Source organism: Lactobacillus sp. wkB10 (assembly GCF_000760615.1).
GTDB lineage: Bacteria > Bacillota > Bacilli > Lactobacillales > Lactobacillaceae > Lactobacillus > Lactobacillus huangpiensis.
The window spans coordinates 74,264-95,329 of sequence record NZ_JRJB01000003.1 but is presented as its reverse complement, the minus strand read 5'-3'; the positions used below and the strand labels follow the sequence as shown (position 1 = coordinate 95,329).

17 protein-coding genes are annotated in these 21,066 nt (G+C 33.8%); 11 read left to right on the top strand and 6 right to left on the bottom strand.

What is annotated here, in order from left to right:
• Positions 1–152 precede the first annotated feature (152 nt).
• The 3 genes from LACWKB10_RS02795 to LACWKB10_RS02785 all read right to left on the bottom strand — a co-directional run bounded on the left by LACWKB10_RS02795 (position 153) and on the right by LACWKB10_RS02785 (position 4,684).
• On the bottom strand, positions 153–878 hold the full coding sequence (locus LACWKB10_RS02795) for a glucosamine-6-phosphate deaminase (RefSeq protein ID WP_034978558.1): 726 nt from the start codon (positions 876–878) through the stop codon (positions 153–155).
• A gap of 158 nt (positions 879–1,036) precedes the next feature.
• A complete protein-coding gene (locus tag LACWKB10_RS02790) occupies positions 1,037–3,373 on the bottom strand; it encodes an ATP-binding cassette domain-containing protein (RefSeq protein ID WP_034978556.1) in 2,337 nt (778 codons plus the stop codon).
• A gap of 222 nt (positions 3,374–3,595) precedes the next feature.
• The gene (locus LACWKB10_RS02785; RefSeq protein WP_034978554.1) at positions 3,596–4,684 is read right to left on the bottom strand and encodes a YdcF family protein; all 1,089 of its coding nucleotides are present in this window, start codon (positions 4,682–4,684) and stop codon (positions 3,596–3,598) included.
• Positions 4,685–5,174: 490 nt separating this feature from the next.
• On the opposite strand from LACWKB10_RS02785, the gene LACWKB10_RS10180 reads away from it, so the two are divergent.
• Complete coding sequence (locus LACWKB10_RS10180; protein WP_161779303.1) at positions 5,175–5,567, top strand: CPBP family intramembrane glutamic endopeptidase; 393 nt, start codon at positions 5,175–5,177, stop codon at positions 5,565–5,567.
• A gap of 74 nt (positions 5,568–5,641) precedes the next feature.
• Here the strand turns inward: LACWKB10_RS10180 and LACWKB10_RS02775 are convergent, their stop codons facing one another.
• From LACWKB10_RS02775 to cbpB, 3 genes are all read right to left on the bottom strand, one after another.
• Entirely contained in the window at positions 5,642–7,510 is a 1,869-nt protein-coding gene (locus LACWKB10_RS02775) for a heavy metal translocating P-type ATPase (protein ID WP_034978550.1), read from the bottom strand.
• Positions 7,511–7,633: 123 nt separating this feature from the next.
• Positions 7,634–8,206: a hypothetical protein gene (locus tag LACWKB10_RS02770; RefSeq protein ID WP_034978548.1), complete on the bottom strand. Its 573-nt coding sequence runs from the start codon at positions 8,204–8,206 to the stop codon at positions 7,634–7,636.
• Positions 8,207–8,489: 283 nt separating this feature from the next.
• A complete protein-coding gene (gene cbpB / locus LACWKB10_RS02765) occupies positions 8,490–8,975 on the bottom strand; it encodes a cyclic-di-AMP-binding protein CbpB (protein ID WP_034978546.1) in 486 nt (161 codons plus the stop codon).
• 563 nt (positions 8,976–9,538) lie between these two features.
• Between cbpB and LACWKB10_RS02760 the strand changes: the two genes are divergently transcribed.
• The 10 genes from LACWKB10_RS02760 to LACWKB10_RS02715 all read left to right on the top strand — a co-directional run bounded on the left by LACWKB10_RS02760 (position 9,539) and on the right by LACWKB10_RS02715 (position 21,065).
• Entirely contained in the window at positions 9,539–9,856 is a 318-nt protein-coding gene (locus LACWKB10_RS02760; protein WP_034978544.1) for a hypothetical protein, read from the top strand.
• Between the two features lie 114 nt (positions 9,857–9,970).
• Positions 9,971–10,123 carry a teichoic acid D-Ala incorporation-associated protein DltX gene (locus LACWKB10_RS02755; RefSeq protein ID WP_034978542.1) on the top strand — a complete coding sequence of 51 codons (153 nt, stop codon included), beginning with the start codon at positions 9,971–9,973 and terminating at the stop codon, positions 10,121–10,123.
• A 15-nt stretch (positions 10,124–10,138) separates the two neighbouring features.
• Positions 10,139–11,653, top strand: coding sequence for a D-alanine--poly(phosphoribitol) ligase subunit DltA (gene dltA / locus LACWKB10_RS02750; protein ID WP_034978540.1), 1,515 nt, complete (start codon positions 10,139–10,141; stop codon positions 11,651–11,653).
• Complete coding sequence (gene dltB, locus LACWKB10_RS02745; RefSeq protein WP_034978537.1) at positions 11,653–12,897, top strand: D-alanyl-lipoteichoic acid biosynthesis protein DltB; 1,245 nt, start codon at positions 11,653–11,655, stop codon at positions 12,895–12,897. Before dltA ends, dltB begins: the two co-directional genes overlap by 1 nt.
• Before the next feature lie 28 nt (positions 12,898–12,925).
• Positions 12,926–13,165 carry a D-alanine--poly(phosphoribitol) ligase subunit DltC gene (dltC, locus tag LACWKB10_RS02740; protein WP_034978535.1) on the top strand — a complete coding sequence of 80 codons (240 nt, stop codon included), beginning with the start codon at positions 12,926–12,928 and terminating at the stop codon, positions 13,163–13,165.
• On the top strand, positions 13,158–14,465 hold the full coding sequence (gene dltD, locus LACWKB10_RS02735) for a D-alanyl-lipoteichoic acid biosynthesis protein DltD (RefSeq protein ID WP_034978532.1): 1,308 nt from the start codon (positions 13,158–13,160) through the stop codon (positions 14,463–14,465). The genes dltC and dltD overlap by 8 nt, the downstream gene beginning before the upstream one ends.
• A complete protein-coding gene (locus tag LACWKB10_RS02730; protein WP_052060252.1) occupies positions 14,465–15,439 on the top strand; it encodes a serine hydrolase in 975 nt (324 codons plus the stop codon). The genes dltD and LACWKB10_RS02730 overlap by 1 nt, the downstream gene beginning before the upstream one ends.
• 255 nt (positions 15,440–15,694) lie before the next feature.
• Positions 15,695–18,331: a sigma 54-interacting transcriptional regulator gene (locus tag LACWKB10_RS02725; protein WP_235191488.1), complete on the top strand. Its 2,637-nt coding sequence runs from the start codon at positions 15,695–15,697 to the stop codon at positions 18,329–18,331.
• Positions 18,332–18,400: 69 nt separating this feature from the next.
• A complete protein-coding gene (locus LACWKB10_RS02720; protein ID WP_034978528.1) occupies positions 18,401–18,889 on the top strand; it encodes a PTS sugar transporter subunit IIB in 489 nt (162 codons plus the stop codon).
• Positions 18,890–18,941: 52 nt separating this feature from the next.
• Complete coding sequence (locus tag LACWKB10_RS02715) at positions 18,942–21,065, top strand: hypothetical protein (RefSeq protein WP_052060251.1); 2,124 nt, start codon at positions 18,942–18,944, stop codon at positions 21,063–21,065.
• Position 21,066: the final 1 nt, after the last annotated feature.

Genomic DNA, 21,066 nt, shown 5'->3' with positions numbered 1-21,066 from the left:
TCACCATCCTCTCATGGTTCACCTTAATAATAATACGGATTATTTTAACAGACTAACAATATGCACCATATGTATACAATAACAGCATGCGAAATAGTACACAAAAAAAGCGATGCTTTAATGCACCGCTTTTTGAATATAATTTGAGTTAATTAATTGTTGTAATTTGTACTTAACTTGCTTGCTGCAGCTTGATCAACAATAAGAGTTACATTTTTATGCTTTTGCAAGATGGAAGCTGGGACTTCTTCAGTTACTGGACCCTCAACCATCTTTTGAACAGCTTCAGCTTTATTATCACCAAAAGCCATAATGACGATTTCTTTGGCAGACATAATATTTGCAATACCCATGCAAATTGCTGATTTAGGTACTTCGCCAATATTATTAAAGAAACGAGAGTTGGCTTTAATAGTGTTCTCTGTTAATTGTACTTCGTGTGTAACAGAATCAAATGATGTACCTGGTTCGTTAAACGCAATGTGGCCATTTTGGCCTAAGCCTAATAGCTGAATATCAATCGGATTTTCAGCGATAATTTTATTATAGTCAGCAGAAGTTCCTTCTGGATCTTTAATAGCTTTAATACCATCAGGAACATATGAATGCTTGAATGGCTTTTTATCAAACAGATTTTTTTGCATAAAATAGTGATAGCTTTGATCATTATCAGGAGTTAAACCTACATATTCATCAAGGTTAATACTAATTAAACTACTATTGTCTAGATTGCTCTTAGTCCACTCCTGGTAGAGAGTCACAGGAGTTGATCCAGTTGCTAACCCAATAACTTTACTGCCACTGTTAATACTATTCTTAAATATTTCAAAACCTTTTTTACTGCCGTTAGTCTTGTCACTTGAGATAATAACTTTCATTTTATTTGCCCCTCCATAATTGTTATCTCAATTATAAATTGGTATATGCCAATTTGTCAATAAACTTGATAATAATAGCAGCCATTGTTTTTGGTAAATAAAAAGTTTAACTAATGTTTGTTTCACATGTAACATTAATTAAACTTTTTAAATTTGTTTTATTCGCTTCTTAAAGCAATAGCAGCATCTTTTTTAGCAGCCATACGTGCTGGCAGATGCCCGCCAAGTATTGTTAGCACTGTTGAAATAAAAATTAATATTAAGGCATGTACTGGATTAAGTTGGGCAACATTAACTAAATCAGTAATAGCGTACAGTATACTATTAAGAGGAAAGACTAGTAGCCAAGCAAGACCTATACCTAAAAGACCGGAAAAAATTCCAAGAATAAAAGTCTCTGCATCAAAAACACGTGTAATATCTTTCTTACGTGCACCTAAGGCTTTCAAAACCCCGATTTCTTTGGTTCTCTCCAAAACTGAAGTATAAGTTATAATACCGATCATAATAATTGAAGTTACCAAGGAAACGGCAGCAAGTGCAACTAAGACAGTTGTAATACCTTTAAGCAATACGCCAGTCATTGAAGTTAAAGCATTTGACATGTCGGTATAAAAGATTTTCTTCTTCTTTTTTTTACCCCGATTCCATTTATCTAAATAATCAAGCACTTTATCTTTAGCATCAAAATCATTGGGATAAATCATTATACTCGTTGGAATGGTTGAACCACCAATTGACTGCAACATTTGCTTTTTTTCATTTGCATTAATGTCTTGACCTGTCATAACGTTTTGATCAGAATTTATTTGAGCTTTTACAATTTGAGAATTTTTGTTCTTCTTGATAATGTTCTGGGCTAACTGATCACTATAAGCAATTCCTGTTGATAAAAATTCCATAGAGTTTTCATTTTTGGGTCTGATTACACCCACAGTTTTTGTTGTTGTGTTACTGCTTTTATACATAAAGCTTTTATCTTTTTGGGGTATAAACATACCAGTAGGCAGTTTTTGATAGTAATTGTCATTGTCAATTATTTTAAATTTTTGACCAACTAAATCTTGATATTTTAGTTTATCTCCAATTTTAACATTTAAGCCCAATTTTTTAAGTATATTAACATTTAGTTTATCTTTATTATCAATTACTATAACTAAATCAGTAGCTTTTTTGGGCCATTTGCCAGATAAAAGCTGATAATTTTGCTTAAGGAAACTACTCTTACCTTTTTTTAAAGCAGTAGGGAAGACAGATGATCCCAGTCCAATGGAACTAATTACTTGCATTCTTAACTTAGCAAAGTCTTGAGAATTATCTGTAGTTGGTGAAAATTGTACCCACTTGATCTTATGATCTACACGAGTTAGTATGTTTAAATTGACCCCTCGTTGATAGGAAATATTGTTGGCATTATTCGGATTAATGCTTTTAATATAATTAAGATACTTTTGGCTAATTATGTTTTGATGTGATAACTGCTGTGTAGTGTCTTTTTCGACAGTTATATAACCAGTATTTCTGACATTTTTATCTGATTGATTTCTTTTCTGGGAATTACTAGTATCAGTTACAGTTTGGTTAATTGTCACAGGGTATTTAGCAAGAGCCCTGCTCATTGTATTATCTATTTGTTTTTGTAAGCCATTAGATAAAGCTAAAACAAGGGCAATTGAAATAATGCCTATACTTGATGCAAGTGCTGTTAGTAAAGTTCTGCCTTTTTTGGTTAATATGTTAGTAAAGCTTAACTTAATGGCATTCCAGTAAGACATTTTCGTTCTTTTTAACTTGAAAGTATCTTTTTCGTCCTTAGGAGTGAGTGGATTAGAATCATTTAAAATTTTACCATCCTGGAAGTTGACAATTCTAGTTGCATATTCCTGAGCCAAGTTTGAGTTATGAGTAACCATAATTACTAAGCGATCTCTTGACAACTTTTTAATTAACTTCATGATTTGCTCAGAAGTTTGAGTATCAAGAGCACCTGTTGGCTCATCGCAAAGCAAGATATCAGGATTGTTAGCCAAAGCACGGGCAATAGCCACGCGCTGCATTTGTCCACCTGAAAGCTGGTTAGGATTTTTAGTAATTTGATCTTTCAAACCTACTTGAGTTAAAGCATCTGCTGCCCGCTTTTTTCTTTCGGTAGCAGATACACCTGATAAATTCATTCCTAATTCGACATTATCCATAATAGATAGATGCGAAATCAAATTATAGTTTTGAAAAACAAAACCAACAGAATTATTTCGATATGCATCCCAATCTGTCTCTTTAAAATTTTTAGTGGATTTGCCATTAATAATTAAATCGCCTCTATCATAACGATCTAATCCACCAACAACATTTAGCAAAGTGGTTTTACCAGAACCACTAGGCCCTAAAATAGCAACGAATTCTTGATTACGAAATGAAATAGAAACATCATTAAGCGCATGAGTTATCGTATCTCCCACATGATATGATTTACATATTTTTTTTAACTGTAACATGTCTTTTTCACTTTTTCTCCTTCTATTTAAATAATTAACCAATCAACTAATTAATAACAGTAAGTTTACCATTTATAAATCACTAAATCCAAGATATTTTTTACAATAACTATTATCATGGTAACTATAAGCAAACTTGTTATTTTAAAAAAGCTAATATAATCATAAAAATAACATTATTTAATAAAATTAATTAATAAAAATAACAAAGTTTCAGTTTTATTAACTAATGATACCGGTCAAGTCAAATAAAGCATAAATAAAGAAGAAGAGAATAAGTAATAAGATTGCGATAATATGACGCTTTTTATTTAAAATTAAAACTGCAGCAAATTCACGCACAATTGCATTTGGTAGAAAGTAAAGACGAGTATAGCATCCTACTCCATTTGCATTTAGGCCAGCTGATTTTGCATAGAGAGAAGCCCTAAAAATATGATAATTGTTACTAAAAAATTTTGCCTTGTAATTTTTACTACCGAAATCTTTTGCAGCTACTTCGGCTGAAAATTTCATATTTTGGTATGTATTTTTGGAATTGTCTTCTAATAAAATGTCTTTTGGTTCTATACCGCGAGCTATTGCATATTCTGTCATTGCTTGAGCTTCAGAAACTTTTTCATCTCCACCTTTACCACCAGACATAATAAATTTAGGCATTTTCCGTCCTTTAGTGACTTGCTTTTGAGCATATTCAATAGCACGATTAATTCGACTGGCTAATAGTGGGGTGACTTGCTCACCGTGAGACAGCCCCGCTCCTAAAACGATTAAATAGTCTTGGTTATATTGTCTAGGAACAATTTGGTAAAAGGTTAAATTAACCAAAAAGTTGTACGCTACAAAAAGAAGATAGTCTAATATAGCTGTTGGCGCATATAGCAAAATTCTAACCCAAGAGGGTAAATTTCTAAAAGGTCCAACTAGTGCAACTAACCAAACAACGATTATTCCAATACCAATAAAAAGAGTTAATAAGTTTGATAGGGTATGACTTTCACGTTTCCATACGATATAAGCATTCCATAGAAAAAATAGCCATGAAAAAGCTGCTAGCAAAGTAATTGTTGCTACAAATAACACTATCAGAATTTCGTATGTCAGAATGAGAGGTCTCAAACTGGTAGATAGAATCATTACGGTCAGCCAAACGCCAAATGCCAATAAAAAAATAGTAAAAAGAATGCCATTAAGCAATCTTCTGGGTTCTTTTAGCCAAGAAATTAAAAAAACTCCAAAAGTTGCAAGCATAATAAGTGAAAGAATTATAAATGAACGGTTTTGATTTAATACTTCAAAAATTCTAATCATAGTATCCTACCTTAGGTTTAAAGCTAAGTCTATTATAATAAAGATGAATAAAAAGTCATAGTAAATTAAAATATGATAGAATAATAAAGTTATTTCCCAGGAAATAGCTTATCATCATAATTGAAATTAAATTTTTAAAATTAAGATGACATTGTGCAAAATGGTCGAAGTTGCTTTTACTTATAGTTTGAAAAGAGTGAAATGAATGAAAAATTTTTTCTATTTTTTGGGGAATGTAATTACAATAATAGCCTCTTTTATAATTTATAGCGTAGTGCAACAATTTTATTTTTACCCTCACAGGTTAAGAAGAGAACTGCATTTAGGAAATGTCTCTTTTATCCTGTTAACTATGATAATTACAACAATAGCTTTATTAATAGTGCTTTATTTATACCGCTTGCAATTAAGACATAGAAATGAACGTAATTATAATAGCAGACCACATTGGCAGTTTAAGAAGATATTACTTTCCCTTTTAGGCGTAATAATGTTGATTATAGTTAGTGCGACCATACAGTTGGCACTGGGTTTTAATTCGGATCAAACTTCAACTAATCAGAATCTTTTAGATCAATTTTCTCATCAGGCAGGAAACTTTTTTCCAGTGATGGTAATATTTATAGGCCCAGTATTTGAAGAATTTATTTTTCGGGGCTTTTTCTTTAACACTTTCTTTTACAAAAATACGAATTTAAATAAATGGTTAGGTATTCTTTTCAGTGGACTTATCTTTGGATATGTACATGATCCTGGACTTACTAAATATATACTGGTTTATTGGGCATTAGGCTGTGTATTAGCCTGGGTTTACACAAGTACCAGAGATCTGCGCTATTCAATTTTATCTCATATGATTTTTAATGCATTAGGATTCGTATAAAAAGCCTGATAAACTGCTGCTTAATAGGCAATGCAGTTTATCAGGCTTTTTTAATGCAAGAATATTTTTGAAAGTTAATTTGTAGTGCTAATTCCTGTTTGTTCTGGATTTTTAGGAGTAGTTTTTGCTAAAAGAGCCAAGCTAATAGAAATCATATCAACCACTTCCTGCAAAATTGCTCCCCAAAATGCAGGGATAATACCAGTAAATGCAATTAGCTCGATGATAACTACAATGGTGATAGCAGTTAACACATCTATATTGGCAACTTTCATAGTGTGTTTAGAAATTGCTACGGCATCATTGATTTTGGATAAGTCGTTTACCATGATAATTGCATCTGCACTTTCACTAGCAGCAGAAGCACCTTTTGCTCCCATTGCTATGCCAACATCAGCAGCTGACAAACTAGGGGCGTCATTAATGCCGTCACCAGTCATAACAACTGGTCGCTGATCTTGAGGCACATTTTTGATTGCAGCAATCTTTTCAGCGGGCAACAAACTATAGCGTATATCGTGCACTCCAACTGTTTGGCCAATTTTATCAGCCACATCTTTGTGGTCTCCTGTCAACATCATAATGTGTGCACCACTTTGACGTTTCAAACGTGCTATTGTCTCAGCACTTTCAGGACGAACTTGATCTTTAAATGTAATGTAACCGGCATACTTATCGTCAATTGAAATATAAACTGCAGTAGCGTTGACTGTTGCAGCTTTTTCTTGTGGCTTAACGTAATCCAGCTTGCCAACTTTAACTAAATGTCCCTCGACGATGCCGCTAATACCTTGACCAGTTGATTCTTTGATATTTGTTGCCGGTTTTAAAAGGTTCTTATCAGCTACATTAACCAGTGAATTAGCAATAATATGACTAGATTGTTGTTCAACACTGGTAGCGTAACTTTGCAGGGTTTCTGGACTATAACTACTATTATTGGCAGGTATTATTTCATCAATTACCAACTGATTTTCAGTTAAAGTACCTGTTTTATCGAAAGCAAAAGTTTTTGCTGTAGCTAGTTTTTCTAAAGTGGGACCGGACTTAACTATAATGTGATGCTTGGACATGGAACTCATGCCGGATACCAGTGCAACTGGTGCGGCAATTAGTAATGGACAAGGTGAAGCTACAACCATGACTTCTGCAAAGTTGACCGGATTGCCCGAATGGATCCAGGCAGCGATTCCTATTACCAGGGAAATAATGGTAAATGGGACAGCGTAGCGGTCAGCCATTTTTACAAACTTGGCCGGTTTTGCCTGCGATGATTCGACAAGTGAAACAATTGTCTGATATTCAGAATCACTCGCTTTTTTAGTGACAGCCATTTCTACCGCTACGCTGCCATTTATCGAACCAGACATTAATTCATCACCAGTTTTTTTAGCAACCGGCACAGATTCTCCTGTTAATGATGACTGGTCAAAACTTGATTCACCACTAACTACTTTACCATCAACTGGAACTTGTTCACCTGGTTTGATTAAAACGTGATCTCCAATTTTTAGTTGTTCAACGTCAACAGAAACGAGTTCACTGTTCACAATTTTGTTGGCAATAGTAGGTGAATTGCTTAAAAGAGAGCGTAATTCTTTATCTGCTTGTCCAGTAGCATAGTCTTCTAATGTTTGGCCACCAGTCATCATGACTAAAATCATCCATTCAGCCCAAATGTCACCAATCAATATAGTGGAAACAACTGCGATAACAGCTAAAATATCAACACCATAGCGTCCTGATTTAAAATCACTGGCAATTTCGGCAAGTAAGGAAATTGCCATCATGATACCCACAATATCGATTAATACTGCTTGAATAGGGAACTGCAAGTTTCCTATTTGAAAAAGACTTTTGGTCTTTAAGCCGAATTGGCAAAAAAGACCTATTACCCCAATTGCTAATACAAGAATAAATTTCCATTGGCGTTTAAAACTCATTAATAGTAGCCTCCCGTAAGTTAAACTAATTATTATGTTTTCTATTTTAACACTAATTTAGAATAAGTCTAAATTAGATGCAAATTAATATAAAAAAAAGAAGGTAATTTTACCTTCTTTAACTTAGTGATCTTTTAGTTTAATAATCTTGTTGAACTGAGTTTCAGTTTTTGTCGGCTTAGCTTTAGACGTTAATTTAGAATTTTTAATTTCAGGGAAATTATTTTCATCCTTAGAGGGTTGAATATGAAAAATTTTAGTCCGTCCTAAAGAATCAATTATATCTGTAGATGACATTGTAATAAAGTTGTCATTGTCACCATGATCATCAGTTTCTGCAAAATAATGGTTAATTTTTGCAATTCCTTTTTCTGAAAAATGTTCTTCGTGAGCCAAATCAAGAAGAAGGGCATGCAATCGAGTAGCCGATACCAATTCATGCTGCAATATTATAAAGATCCAGGAAAAATTGGAATCCATTGATTTAAAACGTTTAGTAACTTTGTCTTTATAGAACGCATCAGTGATTTTAGCCGCTTCTTCCATATTATCTGAGTTTTGTGCCAGCTTCTTTAGTTGGGACACCAATTCAGATTTCTCTTCAAGTGAAAGCTCTTGATCATTTGGGTAAGTCCAAGTTTTTATAATTGCGCTTATCAAAAATGTCAATTGCGCAGAAATTGTTTTACTTGCCATAACAGTGCTCTTCTTTTCTGATTATTTAAGGAATATCCATTGCTTCTTTTTAACTAACTTGGCAAGGCGTTATTTAATTTTGAAAGTAAAATGATTATATTCAATAAATATATATATATCAAAAAATAAATATTAAACTAAAATCAATTTTTAACATTGTATTAACCAAATAGCTGGATTACCAAATAAAAGTACTGGTGTTTCCCTATTAATGATTATTATAGCTTAATTTGTAATAAAGTACACTAAAAAGGAATAAACAAAAATAAATTTTCAGTATATTTTATAACAGCTTATCTTTGGTAATAGGAATCACCTTATATTCTTTCTCAAAATTATGAGAAATGTAATTAAAAGCTTTAATCCATTCACGCCTGGTTAATAGTCCTTGGAAAACACCATAGTCATCAACCACAGGCAAAAAAGCATTGTCAACTAACAGATGGAGTTGGGTTTCCAATGTAGTCTGAACAAAGTTGATTTTATCAAATTTGGTTTGCATCACATCTCGAACTAATAATTTATTTAAAGGCTCAAGTGAAATGCTATCTGTTTCCATCATTTTATCTGTGATCATTGCTAAGCTTAATAAGCCAACAACGCGATTTTTACGGTCAAGTACTGGTATTTTTGAGTATTTTACACGGGTTAGAATCATAAAAGCATGGTACAAGGGGTTGTCATCTTCGACGAATGCAATGCGAGAAGCAGGAATAATGAATGAACCTGATTTTTCTTCTAGTAAGTGTTTTATTGTGGGTGAGAACATTAAATATAACCTTTCATAATGAGAACAATGGGTAGCTAAATTTATACTATAACAAAGAAAAAAGGCCCGCAAGTTGTGCGAGCCTGTTAGTTTTCATCTACTTTGAAGGAGTAAGAATGAATGAAATAAAAAAGTGGGAGTATGTAGTAAGTTTTGCTATTGCTTACTACATTTAAAATGATATCTCTAAAATATGAAGTTAAAGTAGAAAAACTCTTATAAAAGAGTAAAGAATTTCTTTAGAACTGTTTAAGAGCATAGAAAAACTCACGTAACGCACGTGAGTCGAAAGGGATAGATATGAAAATGACCTGTAAAGTCATTTCGGTTTTTTCATTATTATACTTGGAGGAGTATGAATGAAAAACAAAAAGTTGAGTGTGATATAAGAAAAATGTATATCTTTCCTATATCACAATTATAGTATAAATAAAAAATGTGAAAAAAGTATGACGAAAATCTCAAAATGCAAATTTTAGGTAACTACAAAATTGTTTGTTGCAAAACTCCTTGTTATAATTAGTTTTACTTTATTTGAAAAAATTGAAATTTTAAGGAGAAAAATGGGAAAACAAGATTATCGTAAAAAGATCGTTTTTTGGCTTCGTTTTTCAGGGTGGCTTTGCCTGTTGCCGGCATCTGGCTGGCTTTGGCTGTATCAGATGTTTAGTCGAGGTGCTTTAGGATATACGCTTTTAGGGGAACTCGTTTTTACAGTCTTATTTGCTGTTTATATTTTGACAACCGCACAAAGTGAACGCTGGTTAAAACCAACAAACATTTTTATCTTATTAATACTTACAGTGCTTTTTGGCTCTTTTATAATTCTAATTCCGCTTTGTTTTGCTTATAACAATTGTCGTAAGCTGAATAACGGATAATAGGGAAAAATATTTAAATTTGGTAAAAGTTTGAAAGCTTTTTTTTAGTTGCAAATCTTTAGGAGTACTATATTCGATAGTACATTTTATTAATATTGAGAAAGATATGAAATTATGGCTAAAAAAGAAAAAACTGAGTCACGTGCTAAACGTGTTGGTAAGTTTGTTTTGACGACAATTATCTATTGCGTCATTTTAATGGTACTGATTTATTTGTATCAATATAGTGGGTTAACATCTGTTCACTTTATCTACAATGAATTTTAAAGCTGGTACACTAATATGATTGAAAATATAATTAAAAAAATTGACGAAGTTGCTCAGGCAGAGCCTGAACGTATTGCATATGACTATTTAGGTAAAACTAATACGTATAGTGATCTAAAAAAGCGTTCAGATGAATGGGCTCACAAGATTGTAAGTTTGAATCTTTCTCCTAAGAGTCCAGTGATGATTTGGGGCGGGCAGGATTTTGAAATGATTGCCAGTTTTCTTGGTTGTGTAAAGTCTGGACATGCATATATTCCTATTGCCAGCTATTCAAATGCTGAAAGAATAGTTATGATTCAGGAAGTTTCTCATGCTGAAGCAATTTTAGCAATTGATGAACTGCCGAAAATTGATTTGCCATCTATTAAAGTAGTGCATCCTGCTGATGTAGAAAAAGGAGATTTTGAACCTGATCCTGCCATCTATGTACAGGGTGACGACAATTTTTACGTTATTTTTACATCAGGCACAAGTGGTAAACCTAAAGGCGTGCAAATTAGTCATAATAACTTGCTCAGTTTCGTCAACTGGGAAATGACGGACTTTGATCTGCCAGAACATCCTTCATTTTTGTCCCAAGCGCCATACTCATTTGACCTCTCAGTCATGAGTCTTTATCCTGCTTTAGTCGGTGCAGGTAAATTGGTGGCTTTGCCGCATGAAGTTACGCAAAATTTTGCTCAGTTATTTCAGACTTTGCCTAAGTTGCAATTTAATGTCTGGGTATCAACGCCGTCATTTGCGCAGATGTGTTTTTTAGATAAAACTTTTACTGCTGCCAATCATCCAAATTTAACTCATTTTATGTTTTGCGGTGAAGAATTGCCACATAGCGAAGTGGTAACGTTAAAAAAGAAATTCCCCCAAGCGCGTATTTTTAACACCTATGGTCCGACTGAAACTACAGTCGCAGTCACTCAGGTAGAAATTACTGATGCTGTTTTAAAGAAATATGATCGTCTCCCAATTGGCAAGGTTAAGGCAGATACCAAAATTATTATTGATAAAACTAAGGGTGATCAACCTGATGAAGGCGAAATTATTATTTCTGGACCAAGTACTTCTAAGGGTTATATGAATAACCCTGAAAAAACAGCTAAAGCATTCTTTAAAAAACCGGGTGACCAATATATGAGTCACCGTTCAGGTGATGAAGGCTTCTTTGACCAAGATATGCTCTTTTACCGCGGCAGAATTGATTTTCAGATCAAGTTTAATGGCTATCGTATTGAACTGGAAGAAATCAACCACTATATTGGTATGAACAAGTTGGTTGATCACGGCGTAGCTGCACCAAAATATAATCAAAATCATACGGTTAAGCAAATTGTTGCCGAAATTAAACTCAAAGATGGGGTAAAAGAGCAATATTCTGAAGCAGAGATTACTAAGATGATCAGAGCAGATTTAGCTAAAGAACTGATGCCATATATGATTCCACAGCGTTATGTTTACCGTGAAACATTGCCGGTATCGCAAAATGGTAAGGTTGATATTAAGGCTGTCATTAAGGAGGTCAACGAGTAGTGAACGCTAATTTCATTAACTTGCAACCTTATTCCAATCCGCATTATTTCGTGTATTTGATGATTGGCTTAATACCTATTATCATCGGGCTGTATTGGGGTCACCGTTTAAAAATATATGAGGTTGTATTCTCATTAATTTTCTTGTTTCTCATTTTTGATGGTGAAAAGTGGCAACAGGGCGTTAGTTTAATCATCTATATTTTGTTTCAGTTGCTGGTCACTTATGGCTATCTTTATTATCGTCGTCGTAAGAACAGTCCAAATAGAACCTGGGTTTTCTACTTAGCTGTAATTTTGGCAATTGTGCCCCTGGTTTTGGTTAAAGTACAGACTGCTTTTCCGCAAGCTAAAATTCCTGGAGTTTTGGCTTTTCTGGGGATTTCTTATCTGACCTTTAAGACAGTTCAGGTCGTGATGGAAGTACGCGATGGCGCTATTAAAGAACTTAACTTGGGGACCTATCTTCGCTTTCTCCTGTTCTTTCCGACCATTTCTTCGGGGCCAATCGATCGTTACCGCAGATTTGCCAAAGAATGTGACACGGTGCCAAAGCGTGATCAATATCTAAACGATTTAGAGCTGGCAACACGTTATCTGTTTCAAGGCTTCTTATATAAATTTGTTCTTGGCTGGTTCTTTGGTACCTATTGGCTGCCCCGAATCACCCGAGCTGCTTTAATTACAGGTACGGCAAATGGCGGTTTGAAACTATCCTGGTGGGTAGTAGCCTACATGTACTGCTACAGTATGTATTTGTTCTTTGATTTTGCGGGTTATTCCTTGTTTGCAGTGTCGATTTCCTATTTTATGGGCATTCACACTCCAATGAACTTTAACAAGCCGTTTATTTCGCAAAACATCAAAGAATTCTGGAACCGTTGGCATATGACTTTGTCTTTCTGGTTTCGGGACTACATCTACATGCGTTTTACCTTCTTTGCAATGAAGAAAAAGTTGTTCAAAAACCCAGTCAGGCTGTCGCAGGCAGCATACCTGCTCTTGTTCTTGGTGATGGGTTTCTGGCATGGGCTGACCTGGTATTATATTGTTTATGGTTTGTTCCATGCTTTTGCCATCATCATCAATGATTGCTGGCTGCGGTTTAAAAAGAAGCACAAAGATAAGCTGCCATCGAATAAATACACAAAATGGCTGGCAATTTTTGTAACTTTTAATGTAGTGTGTTTTAGTTTCCTGATTTTTTCAGGTTTTCTCAGCCAACTTTGGTTTGGTTGGCAATAGGCAATAATTTTATTTAAGGAGTTTTAACATGGATACCAAAAAAGAAGTTTTAGCAATTTTACAAGATTTAACCGGTGAAGATTTAACAGAGAAAATGGATGAAAATATTTTTGCCAACGGTCTAATGGATTCAATGGCCAGTGTCCAAATGTTGTTAAATTTACAGGAAAAATTCCAGATAGATGTACCAGTTTCTGAATTTGACAGAAATGAATGGGATACGCCCAATAAAATTGTGGCAAAGGTGGAAAATTTAGAAAATGAATAACAAACGCCGGCTGTGGCATATTTTTGGTCCGGTTCTTTGCGCTTTTGTCTTGCTGCTGGTTATCTTTCTAATGCCGTGGGAGCGAACTTTTTCCAGGGATGCCATTTATCAAGCGGCAAATTCGCAAACTAATACTATTTTTAAGGGCTCTTTAATGAAACAGGATGCGTTTAAGGATGGGTATGTGCCTTTTTATGGGTCAAGTGAACTGTCACGGCTTGATCCATTGCATCCCAGTGTAATTGCGCAAAAGTATCGCCGCAATTACCGGCCATTTTTATTAGGCGGACCAGGCAGTCAATCCTTAGCACATTTTTTGGAAATGCAGGGGACTACTAAACAGCTTAAGGGCAAAAAAGCCGTAGTCATTGTTTCACCGCAGTGGTTTACCAAGAAGGGTCAAAATCCTGATGCCTTCGCTCTGTATTATTCACCCCTGCAAGCCTGCAATTTCCTCTTAGGTATAAAAAAAGACACGGTGACCAACCGCTATGCAGCCAAACGTTTTCAGCAAATGCCTGAAGTGAAGGGCGTTATCAAATTGGGTATGAGAAGGATTGCCCACGGGCAAAAGCTAACGGGATTTCAACGCTTTTACTTAGAAAATCAGCGGCGCATGCTTAACAATGAAGATAAATTTTTCAGCACCTTCCAGCTGCGTGATCGCATTAGAAGGATCAATAAGCAGGCCAAGTTATTGCCGAATACGTATTCAGTCAAGGCTTTAGACCAAGTAGCAAGTCAGCAGGCTGCACTTAACACCAATTCTAACAATTTTGGTATTAACAATCGTTTTTATAAAAGGCGTTTAAATAAAAGGGTACTTGCTAAATTAAAAGATAGTCAGCGTCATTTTAATTATACTAAATCGGTAGAATACAGCGATTTTGAATTGATGTTGCATCAGTTTGCCAAGCAGCATACCAATGTGCTGTTCATTATCCCGCCGATTAATGAAAAATGGTCTAATTACACTGGCTTGTCACAAACGATGTACCAGAAGGCTGTTTCTAAGATTAAGTACCAACTGGCTAGTCAAGGTTTTGATAACGTTACTGATTTATCCAAGCGCGGTGGTGAACAGTATTTCATGGAAGATACTATTCACTTGGGCTGGCGCGGCTGGGTAGCTGTTGACAAGGCAGTAAAGCCATTCATGGCGCAAAGTGATCTGCCACGTAATTATAATATTCATAACTATTTTTACAGCAGAAAGTGGCAAAAAAAGCCATATCAGATTAGTTTGACAGATGAAAATCCGTTAAATGGCAGTTCAAAAGAATCTTTAAAAGGAAAATAGTGCGCCAGCAAATTGATGCCTTAGGAATCAAGGGCTCAATTCTAGTCATTAAAAATGGCAAAATAATGCTTAACTATGCTTTAGGCAATAACACTGACACTAGTTATCTAATTAATTCTGTACAAAAATCAATGACGGCTGCAATTATTATGCGGCTCGTGCAGGAAGGCAAGTTAAGCCTGCGGGACAAACTGAGTGAATTTTATCCGCAAATTTCTGGAGCACAAAAAGTCAAAATTAAAAATCTGTTAGACATGACGGCAGGTCTTGACCTTAAGCCGGGAGCAAAATTGGGAAGAAAACATTTTGTTTCTGACTCTGATAATATTCAGCATGATGCCGCTAAAACTATTTTTGAACCTGATTTATTAAATAAGTGGCATTATAGTTCACTAAATTATGTTTACCTCTGTGGTATTATGAGCAAAATAACTGGTCAAAGCTATGAGCAGTTGTTCCGCAATACCTATATCAGACCGTTAAAGCTGAAACAAACAGAATTTTTGTGGTCAAAACCGGGCAAAATTATTTCCAGTCATTTAGTACCTGGAATGATTTACCGCAAAGGTCGCTATGACGTGGTTAAGCATAAGGTAGCTTTAAGGGGAGCTCGCAATGAATTAGGGGCTGGTTCAATAGTAATGTCCAATCATGATCTGGCCAAAGTTATACAATATTTACTGGCTGGTAACTTGTTAACCCAAAAGAGTCGTAAATTGCTTTACCAGTCTGGACCACCTGCTTATTATAATGGCGGCTTTTATAATAATATTAAATTAAAAACTAAAACTGCTAATGGTGCAGGAGAGGGTTATTATACTTTCATGCGCAGTACTAATAATGCTAAAACGCTAGTGATTATACAATCTAACAAGACACGTGAAGGTGAATTTAACCAGTTGAAAAGTCAAATTAATCAAATCATGCTCGAACTGCTTGGCCGTAAGGCTGACAGTGCAAATATAGTTGGTTGAAACTTGTTTTTTGGTTAATTGCATGCTAAAATTTTGTTGTGTCACCATAGGGAAGTAATCATTTTCTCCGGTAGCGAAAATGTAAAATTTCTATAATGTGGTCAGTAATGGTGGCACAAACACTGTGTGAGCTTAGTTCCGATGTTGGTGGAACTAGGCTTTTTGTATACATGAAAATAATGATAAATACATTTATAATGAGCAATAAAAATATAGGGGTTTTATATGAGCAATTTACGGGACAAAGTATACATATTGATAGAAAAAAACACAGAAAATTATGAAGAGTGGTCTCAAAATAATGCAAAAAAAATTGCTGAACAATTTAACTGTAGTAGAAATTTAGTATCTCAATATTTAAATGAGTATTGGGAAAAGGGTGTTTTTGGAAAAATAGTTTCAAGACCGGTACTCTTTTTCAAATTACCGCAAGTTGAGATTAATGCTAAAACATTTAAAAGCCTACATGCGGCCAGAGTGTGGAATGCTAGTCACTCTGTTAGTCCATTGGATGCCATTATAGGAAGTGAGCGAAGTCTATATCAAATAATCAGTCAAATTAAAGCAGCTATACAATATCCCCCTCATGGCTTACCTATTTTGATAACTGGTGAAACAGGAACAGGAAAGAGCTACTTAGCGCAGGTTATATACAAACATTTACAAAAAATGAAGTTTATAACTAAAACTGCCAGATTTGTTTCGGTTAATTGTAGTGAATATTCAAATAATCCGGAACTCTTTTTATCAAATTTTTTTGGCTATGTAAAAGGTGCCTTTACTGGTGCTACACAAAATAATAAAGGCTTAGCAGAAATAGCTGATGGTGGGGTTTTATTTTTAGACGAGATTCACTCATTAAGTAAAGAGTGTCAAGAAAAACTCTTTCAGTTTATGGACACCGGCACTTTTCATAGACTTGGTGATAATGAGCATTGGTCTAAATCGAACTGTAGGTTTGTATTTGCTACTTCGGAAAATCCTGAAAAGAAAATTTTACCAACATTATTGCGTAGAATTCCTGTGAAGGTTTTTCTACCGGCTTTTAATAAAAGAAGTGAACAGGAAAAGAAAGAACTGATCCAGTTCTTTTTAAGAAATGAGCAAAAAAAAGTAGGTAAAGAAATTTACGTTACAAATAATTTAATTAGTTTTTTAATACATTATACTTTTAAGGGTAATGTAGGAGATTTAAAAAACGTAATTCAGCTTTCTTGTGCAAATGCTTTAATACAACAAGTCGAAGAAAATAAATTAAAAATTACATTAATGGAGTTGCCTGAAAAAGTCGGTTTTGAAAATTATAAAGAATTAAAAAACACTAATAACTCTCGTTTTATTGCAGTGAGTAACTTAACCAAAAATGATCAAAAAAATTCAATAGAACATATAATTACAGATTTATACACAATAGATATAAAGAAAAAACCCAGTGAAAAAATTTTTGACTGTTATCAGAGGTATTTTAAAAAGCGGTTTATCAATATTTCCATTTCTGATAGTGAAACATTAAATAGCTTTTTCGGGCTTAAATTTCAACAGTTTACTAGGCATATTGAAGATGACTACAAGATTAGTGTTGATACATTTTTTTACAAAATTATCTTATATTTATTTGATAAAAATAACTATCATTATGACTTTAAGGAAGTTGATTTTCAGAAGTGGTCCAATTTTAAAGATGATGTTAACAAGTATTTAGGATATGAAGTTGGCTTAGTAAGAGAATTCAAAAATGAAGTTGATTTAACGTCAAATGAAGGCGAAGAATTATTATTTATAATATTGTTCAAGTTGATGGTTGAAGAACATAAGTCTCAAAAAAGATTATCGCTGATTGTTGCTCATGGTGCTAATACCGCTTCTTCAATTGCACAAACAGTTAATACCATGGTTGGTGATTATATTTTTGATGCCATCGATATGCCATTGGACGTTACTAGTAAAGAAATTGCCCTGCGGGTCAATAATTATTTGAATAAAAGAAAGAGTTTTGCTGATTTGCTGCTTTTAGTTGATATGGGATCGCTTGAAAAGATCTCATCACAACTAGAAATAAGCAATAACAAAAATTTTGCGTTAATAACTAATGTATCTACAGGAATAGCTCTAGATGTTGCAAATCAGATAAAACTTAAAGTTGATACAGATTCAATTGTACAGAATGTGAAGAAAAATCAAACAATCGATGTGTTCTTTCAAAAATCTGTTAAAAAACAAGATATGATCGTTTGTACTTGTGAAAGTGGATTAGGAACAGCCACGAAATTAAAACAAATAATGGTAAAAAGTTTTCCTAAGAATTCTAAAATAGTAATAGATTCCTTTGATTATTATTCCATTGCTAAAGAGAATTACATTTCAGAATTACGAAAAAACTACAATATTTTGTTTATAGTAGGGACACTGGATCCCCAAGTTAAAGGGGTAACTTTTTTTTCAATAGAGGACTTGATTTTAGGTATAAATGTTAAAAAAATAACTAATAAATTGGCTGTTTATTTTGATCAGAAGCAACTTGAGACAATTAATAATAATATTTTAAAGAACTTTAGTCTTACCAACTTAACGGACCAACTAACAATTTTGAATCCAACAAAATTATTGGAACAAGTGACGGATGCGATATATATTTTACAAACGAAACTAAACCTTTCTTTAAAAAACAACACCTGTTTTGGCTTGTATATTCATATTTGTTGTTTAATTGAAAGACTGGTCATGCAAAAAGGGATGGCAGATGAAATAAATTTAAGTAAAACAAGTAGTAATAAGTTTAAAAATTTTTATAAAGCATTTAAGAATTCATTTACTGTCGTTGAACAGTATTATAGTGTCGAAATACCGGAAATAGAAGTAAAATATGTCTATGACTACATCAAAGAAGCTTGATCTAACAAGCTTCTTTTTTTTGGCACAATTTTTGCTTATATAAAAATGTAACGTCTTTGGAGGTTTCTTATGACTGTTGTAATGGCGAGAATTGATAATAGATTGCTTCATGGAATAATTGTCACACAGTGGGCGCCCATTTCTAGTGCTAACCGAGTAATGGTGATAGACAATGAAATTGCGTCTGATGATATAGCGAAAGCCAGTATGCGCTTGGCTCGTCCAGTACATATGGCTGTTTCAATTATTTCTGAACAAACTGCATTAAATAACTTTACGAATGGACAATATAATCGTGAAAAAGTATTTGTAATTGTTAAAAAGCCAGATATAATTTTACACCTCATAAATGAGGGGATAAAAATTCATTCACTGACCATTGGATCAACGATTATAAGAAAAGATGCTGTCCGGCTTTCTAGCCGAGTGTTTGCAACAAAGGAGGAACTTGAAATTTACCAGAAATTAGCACAAAAAGGTGTGGCGATTTCTGTTCAATATGTTCCAGCAGATAAACCTAAAGATATTACTGCAAAAATAAAAGATGAAAGGTTGTGAAATAATAGTTGAATTTGCTAATTAGTTAAATTAATTAAGAAAGTAGTGATAGATGAAAATGTATTCAAGCATAATTAATAAAATTATTGATCCCAATTTTAATATTAGTTTTATAAATAAAAAATTTAAAACAACTAACAATTTTAGTTATTTTAAGAATAATTTGAATGAAAGAATAAGTTCTTTCTCCTATGACGTTTCAAATCAAAAAGTTTTAGGAAATATAGATGTATATGGAGAGATAAAACAGTTAAATTTTTTTCAAGGAAACTTTTTGGTAGAACAAAAGCCGGGAGTGTGGGTTCATAAGCAATATACTACATCAAAGAATTTACATTTTGCAGTTACCATAAACGGAGAACATATTAAATTTACTGACCAAAATCATGATTTTGATACGGACTTAATTGCAGACTCTTTACCAAGGTTTATTCATAAGTATCAGGAATATAAAATTGTTTTAATACCTTTTTGTCCAATTCTAAAGAATAAAAAGCCTAGCATGCTCGTATATCAGATATATATTGAAAACTTAACTAATCACAACTTAACTATTAATCAGTTTGAAGTACCGAAATATCAAAAAAAGTATTCAGATCAGTTTAATGTCATTGTGGCTCAGGCCAATTTGGTTAACGAAATTGTTAAGCCACATGAATGCAAAACTTTTTCTATCGGATTAATTGATCCCAATGCTTACAGTAAAATCAATATTTTTGAAAAAGCTGATACTGGTAAGTGGTTAGAAGAAACAATTAACTACTATAAAAAGATCTATGGAGATTTGCAACTGGAAGATATCAGGTTGCCGCATCTTTTTAATCGTGCAATATATCAAAGCCTGTCGGCTTTTGCTGAGAACCAAAAAGGAGAAAGTGTCGGCAGTCATTGGGGAAGCATGCCCGCAACAGACCAAATTTGGAACAAAGATATGTTTTATTCGACACTGCCTTCCGTTTTTTTTGATGCTAGATTATGCCAAAAACAGATTTTATGGTTTACCAAGTACGGTGTGAGATTCAAAAGCAAGAAATTTAAAGGTGGGATAGAACACTCTTTAAGTAATTCTATGTCAGCAATTATTCTTGCAGGACTTTATTATGAGTATACCAATGACCTCTCATTTTTTGTAAATCATCCGATTATATTACAAAAAGCTCGCCAAATTATAGATACAGAAATCAGCAAGAAAGTTCCTGGGGATGTTATGCTATTTTCCTCTACTTGGATTAGTGATGCTTATTCATTAGGTAAATATCATACTGGTAGCAATATCTGCTTTTGGAAGGCATGTGATTCGCTAGCAAGAATCTATCAAGGTTTAGAAAAAGTAGAACTTTCAAACTATTATGAAAAAATTGCCTGCAAAGTAAAAAAAGCCATTTTGGAAAATATGACTTTTAAAGGACATTTTGGGGAACAGTTTTTGGAAGGAATTGGGGATCAAGAAAAAGAATTTTATAACGTCAATAATTATGATAGACCGATTTTAGATCAAGGTATGATTTTTTTGACTGACGTTATTAAAGACCAAAAAATAGATTTAAAAATGCATGATGGTGAAGAATCAGACACTACGATGATTCCTTTTTACGGCTTTTTAGACTTGAAAGATCCAAAATATCAAAATTCCATGAAATTTGCTGCAAGTACCTATAATCCAACCTATGGAGCAAATATTAGAGGAATACGATGGGGGGATAAGTCTGGTGCAACCTTCCCGGGCTTTGTCACTGTTCTTATGGGTTTTATTAATGATAAAGAAGAAAGAACAAAGCAACTGACCGAATTACTGCATTTATCTGATCTTGATGGTTCATGGTGGTGGTGGCCATATGATATTAATGGCAAGCCTGGGGATGTTTATAGAGATATTGGCTGTGGTAAGTGTGGCTGGGCTTCTGGAACATTTGTTAGCTTATTTATTACACAATTTTTAGGCATACAAGTAAAAAACAACACTTTAAATATTCGACCGCTTCCACACTTTAATTATTGTTGGAAAAACGCCCATATAGGCAATATAACAGCAGATATCAGTTGCCATGAAAACGAAATAATAGTTACGAACCTTTCAGGTCATGACATAGATATTAATCAATATAACGATAGTGAGCAATATTTGTTGCAATTAAAGGATAAAAAAACTGTGAGTTTCAAAAGAAGTGAGAAGTAGT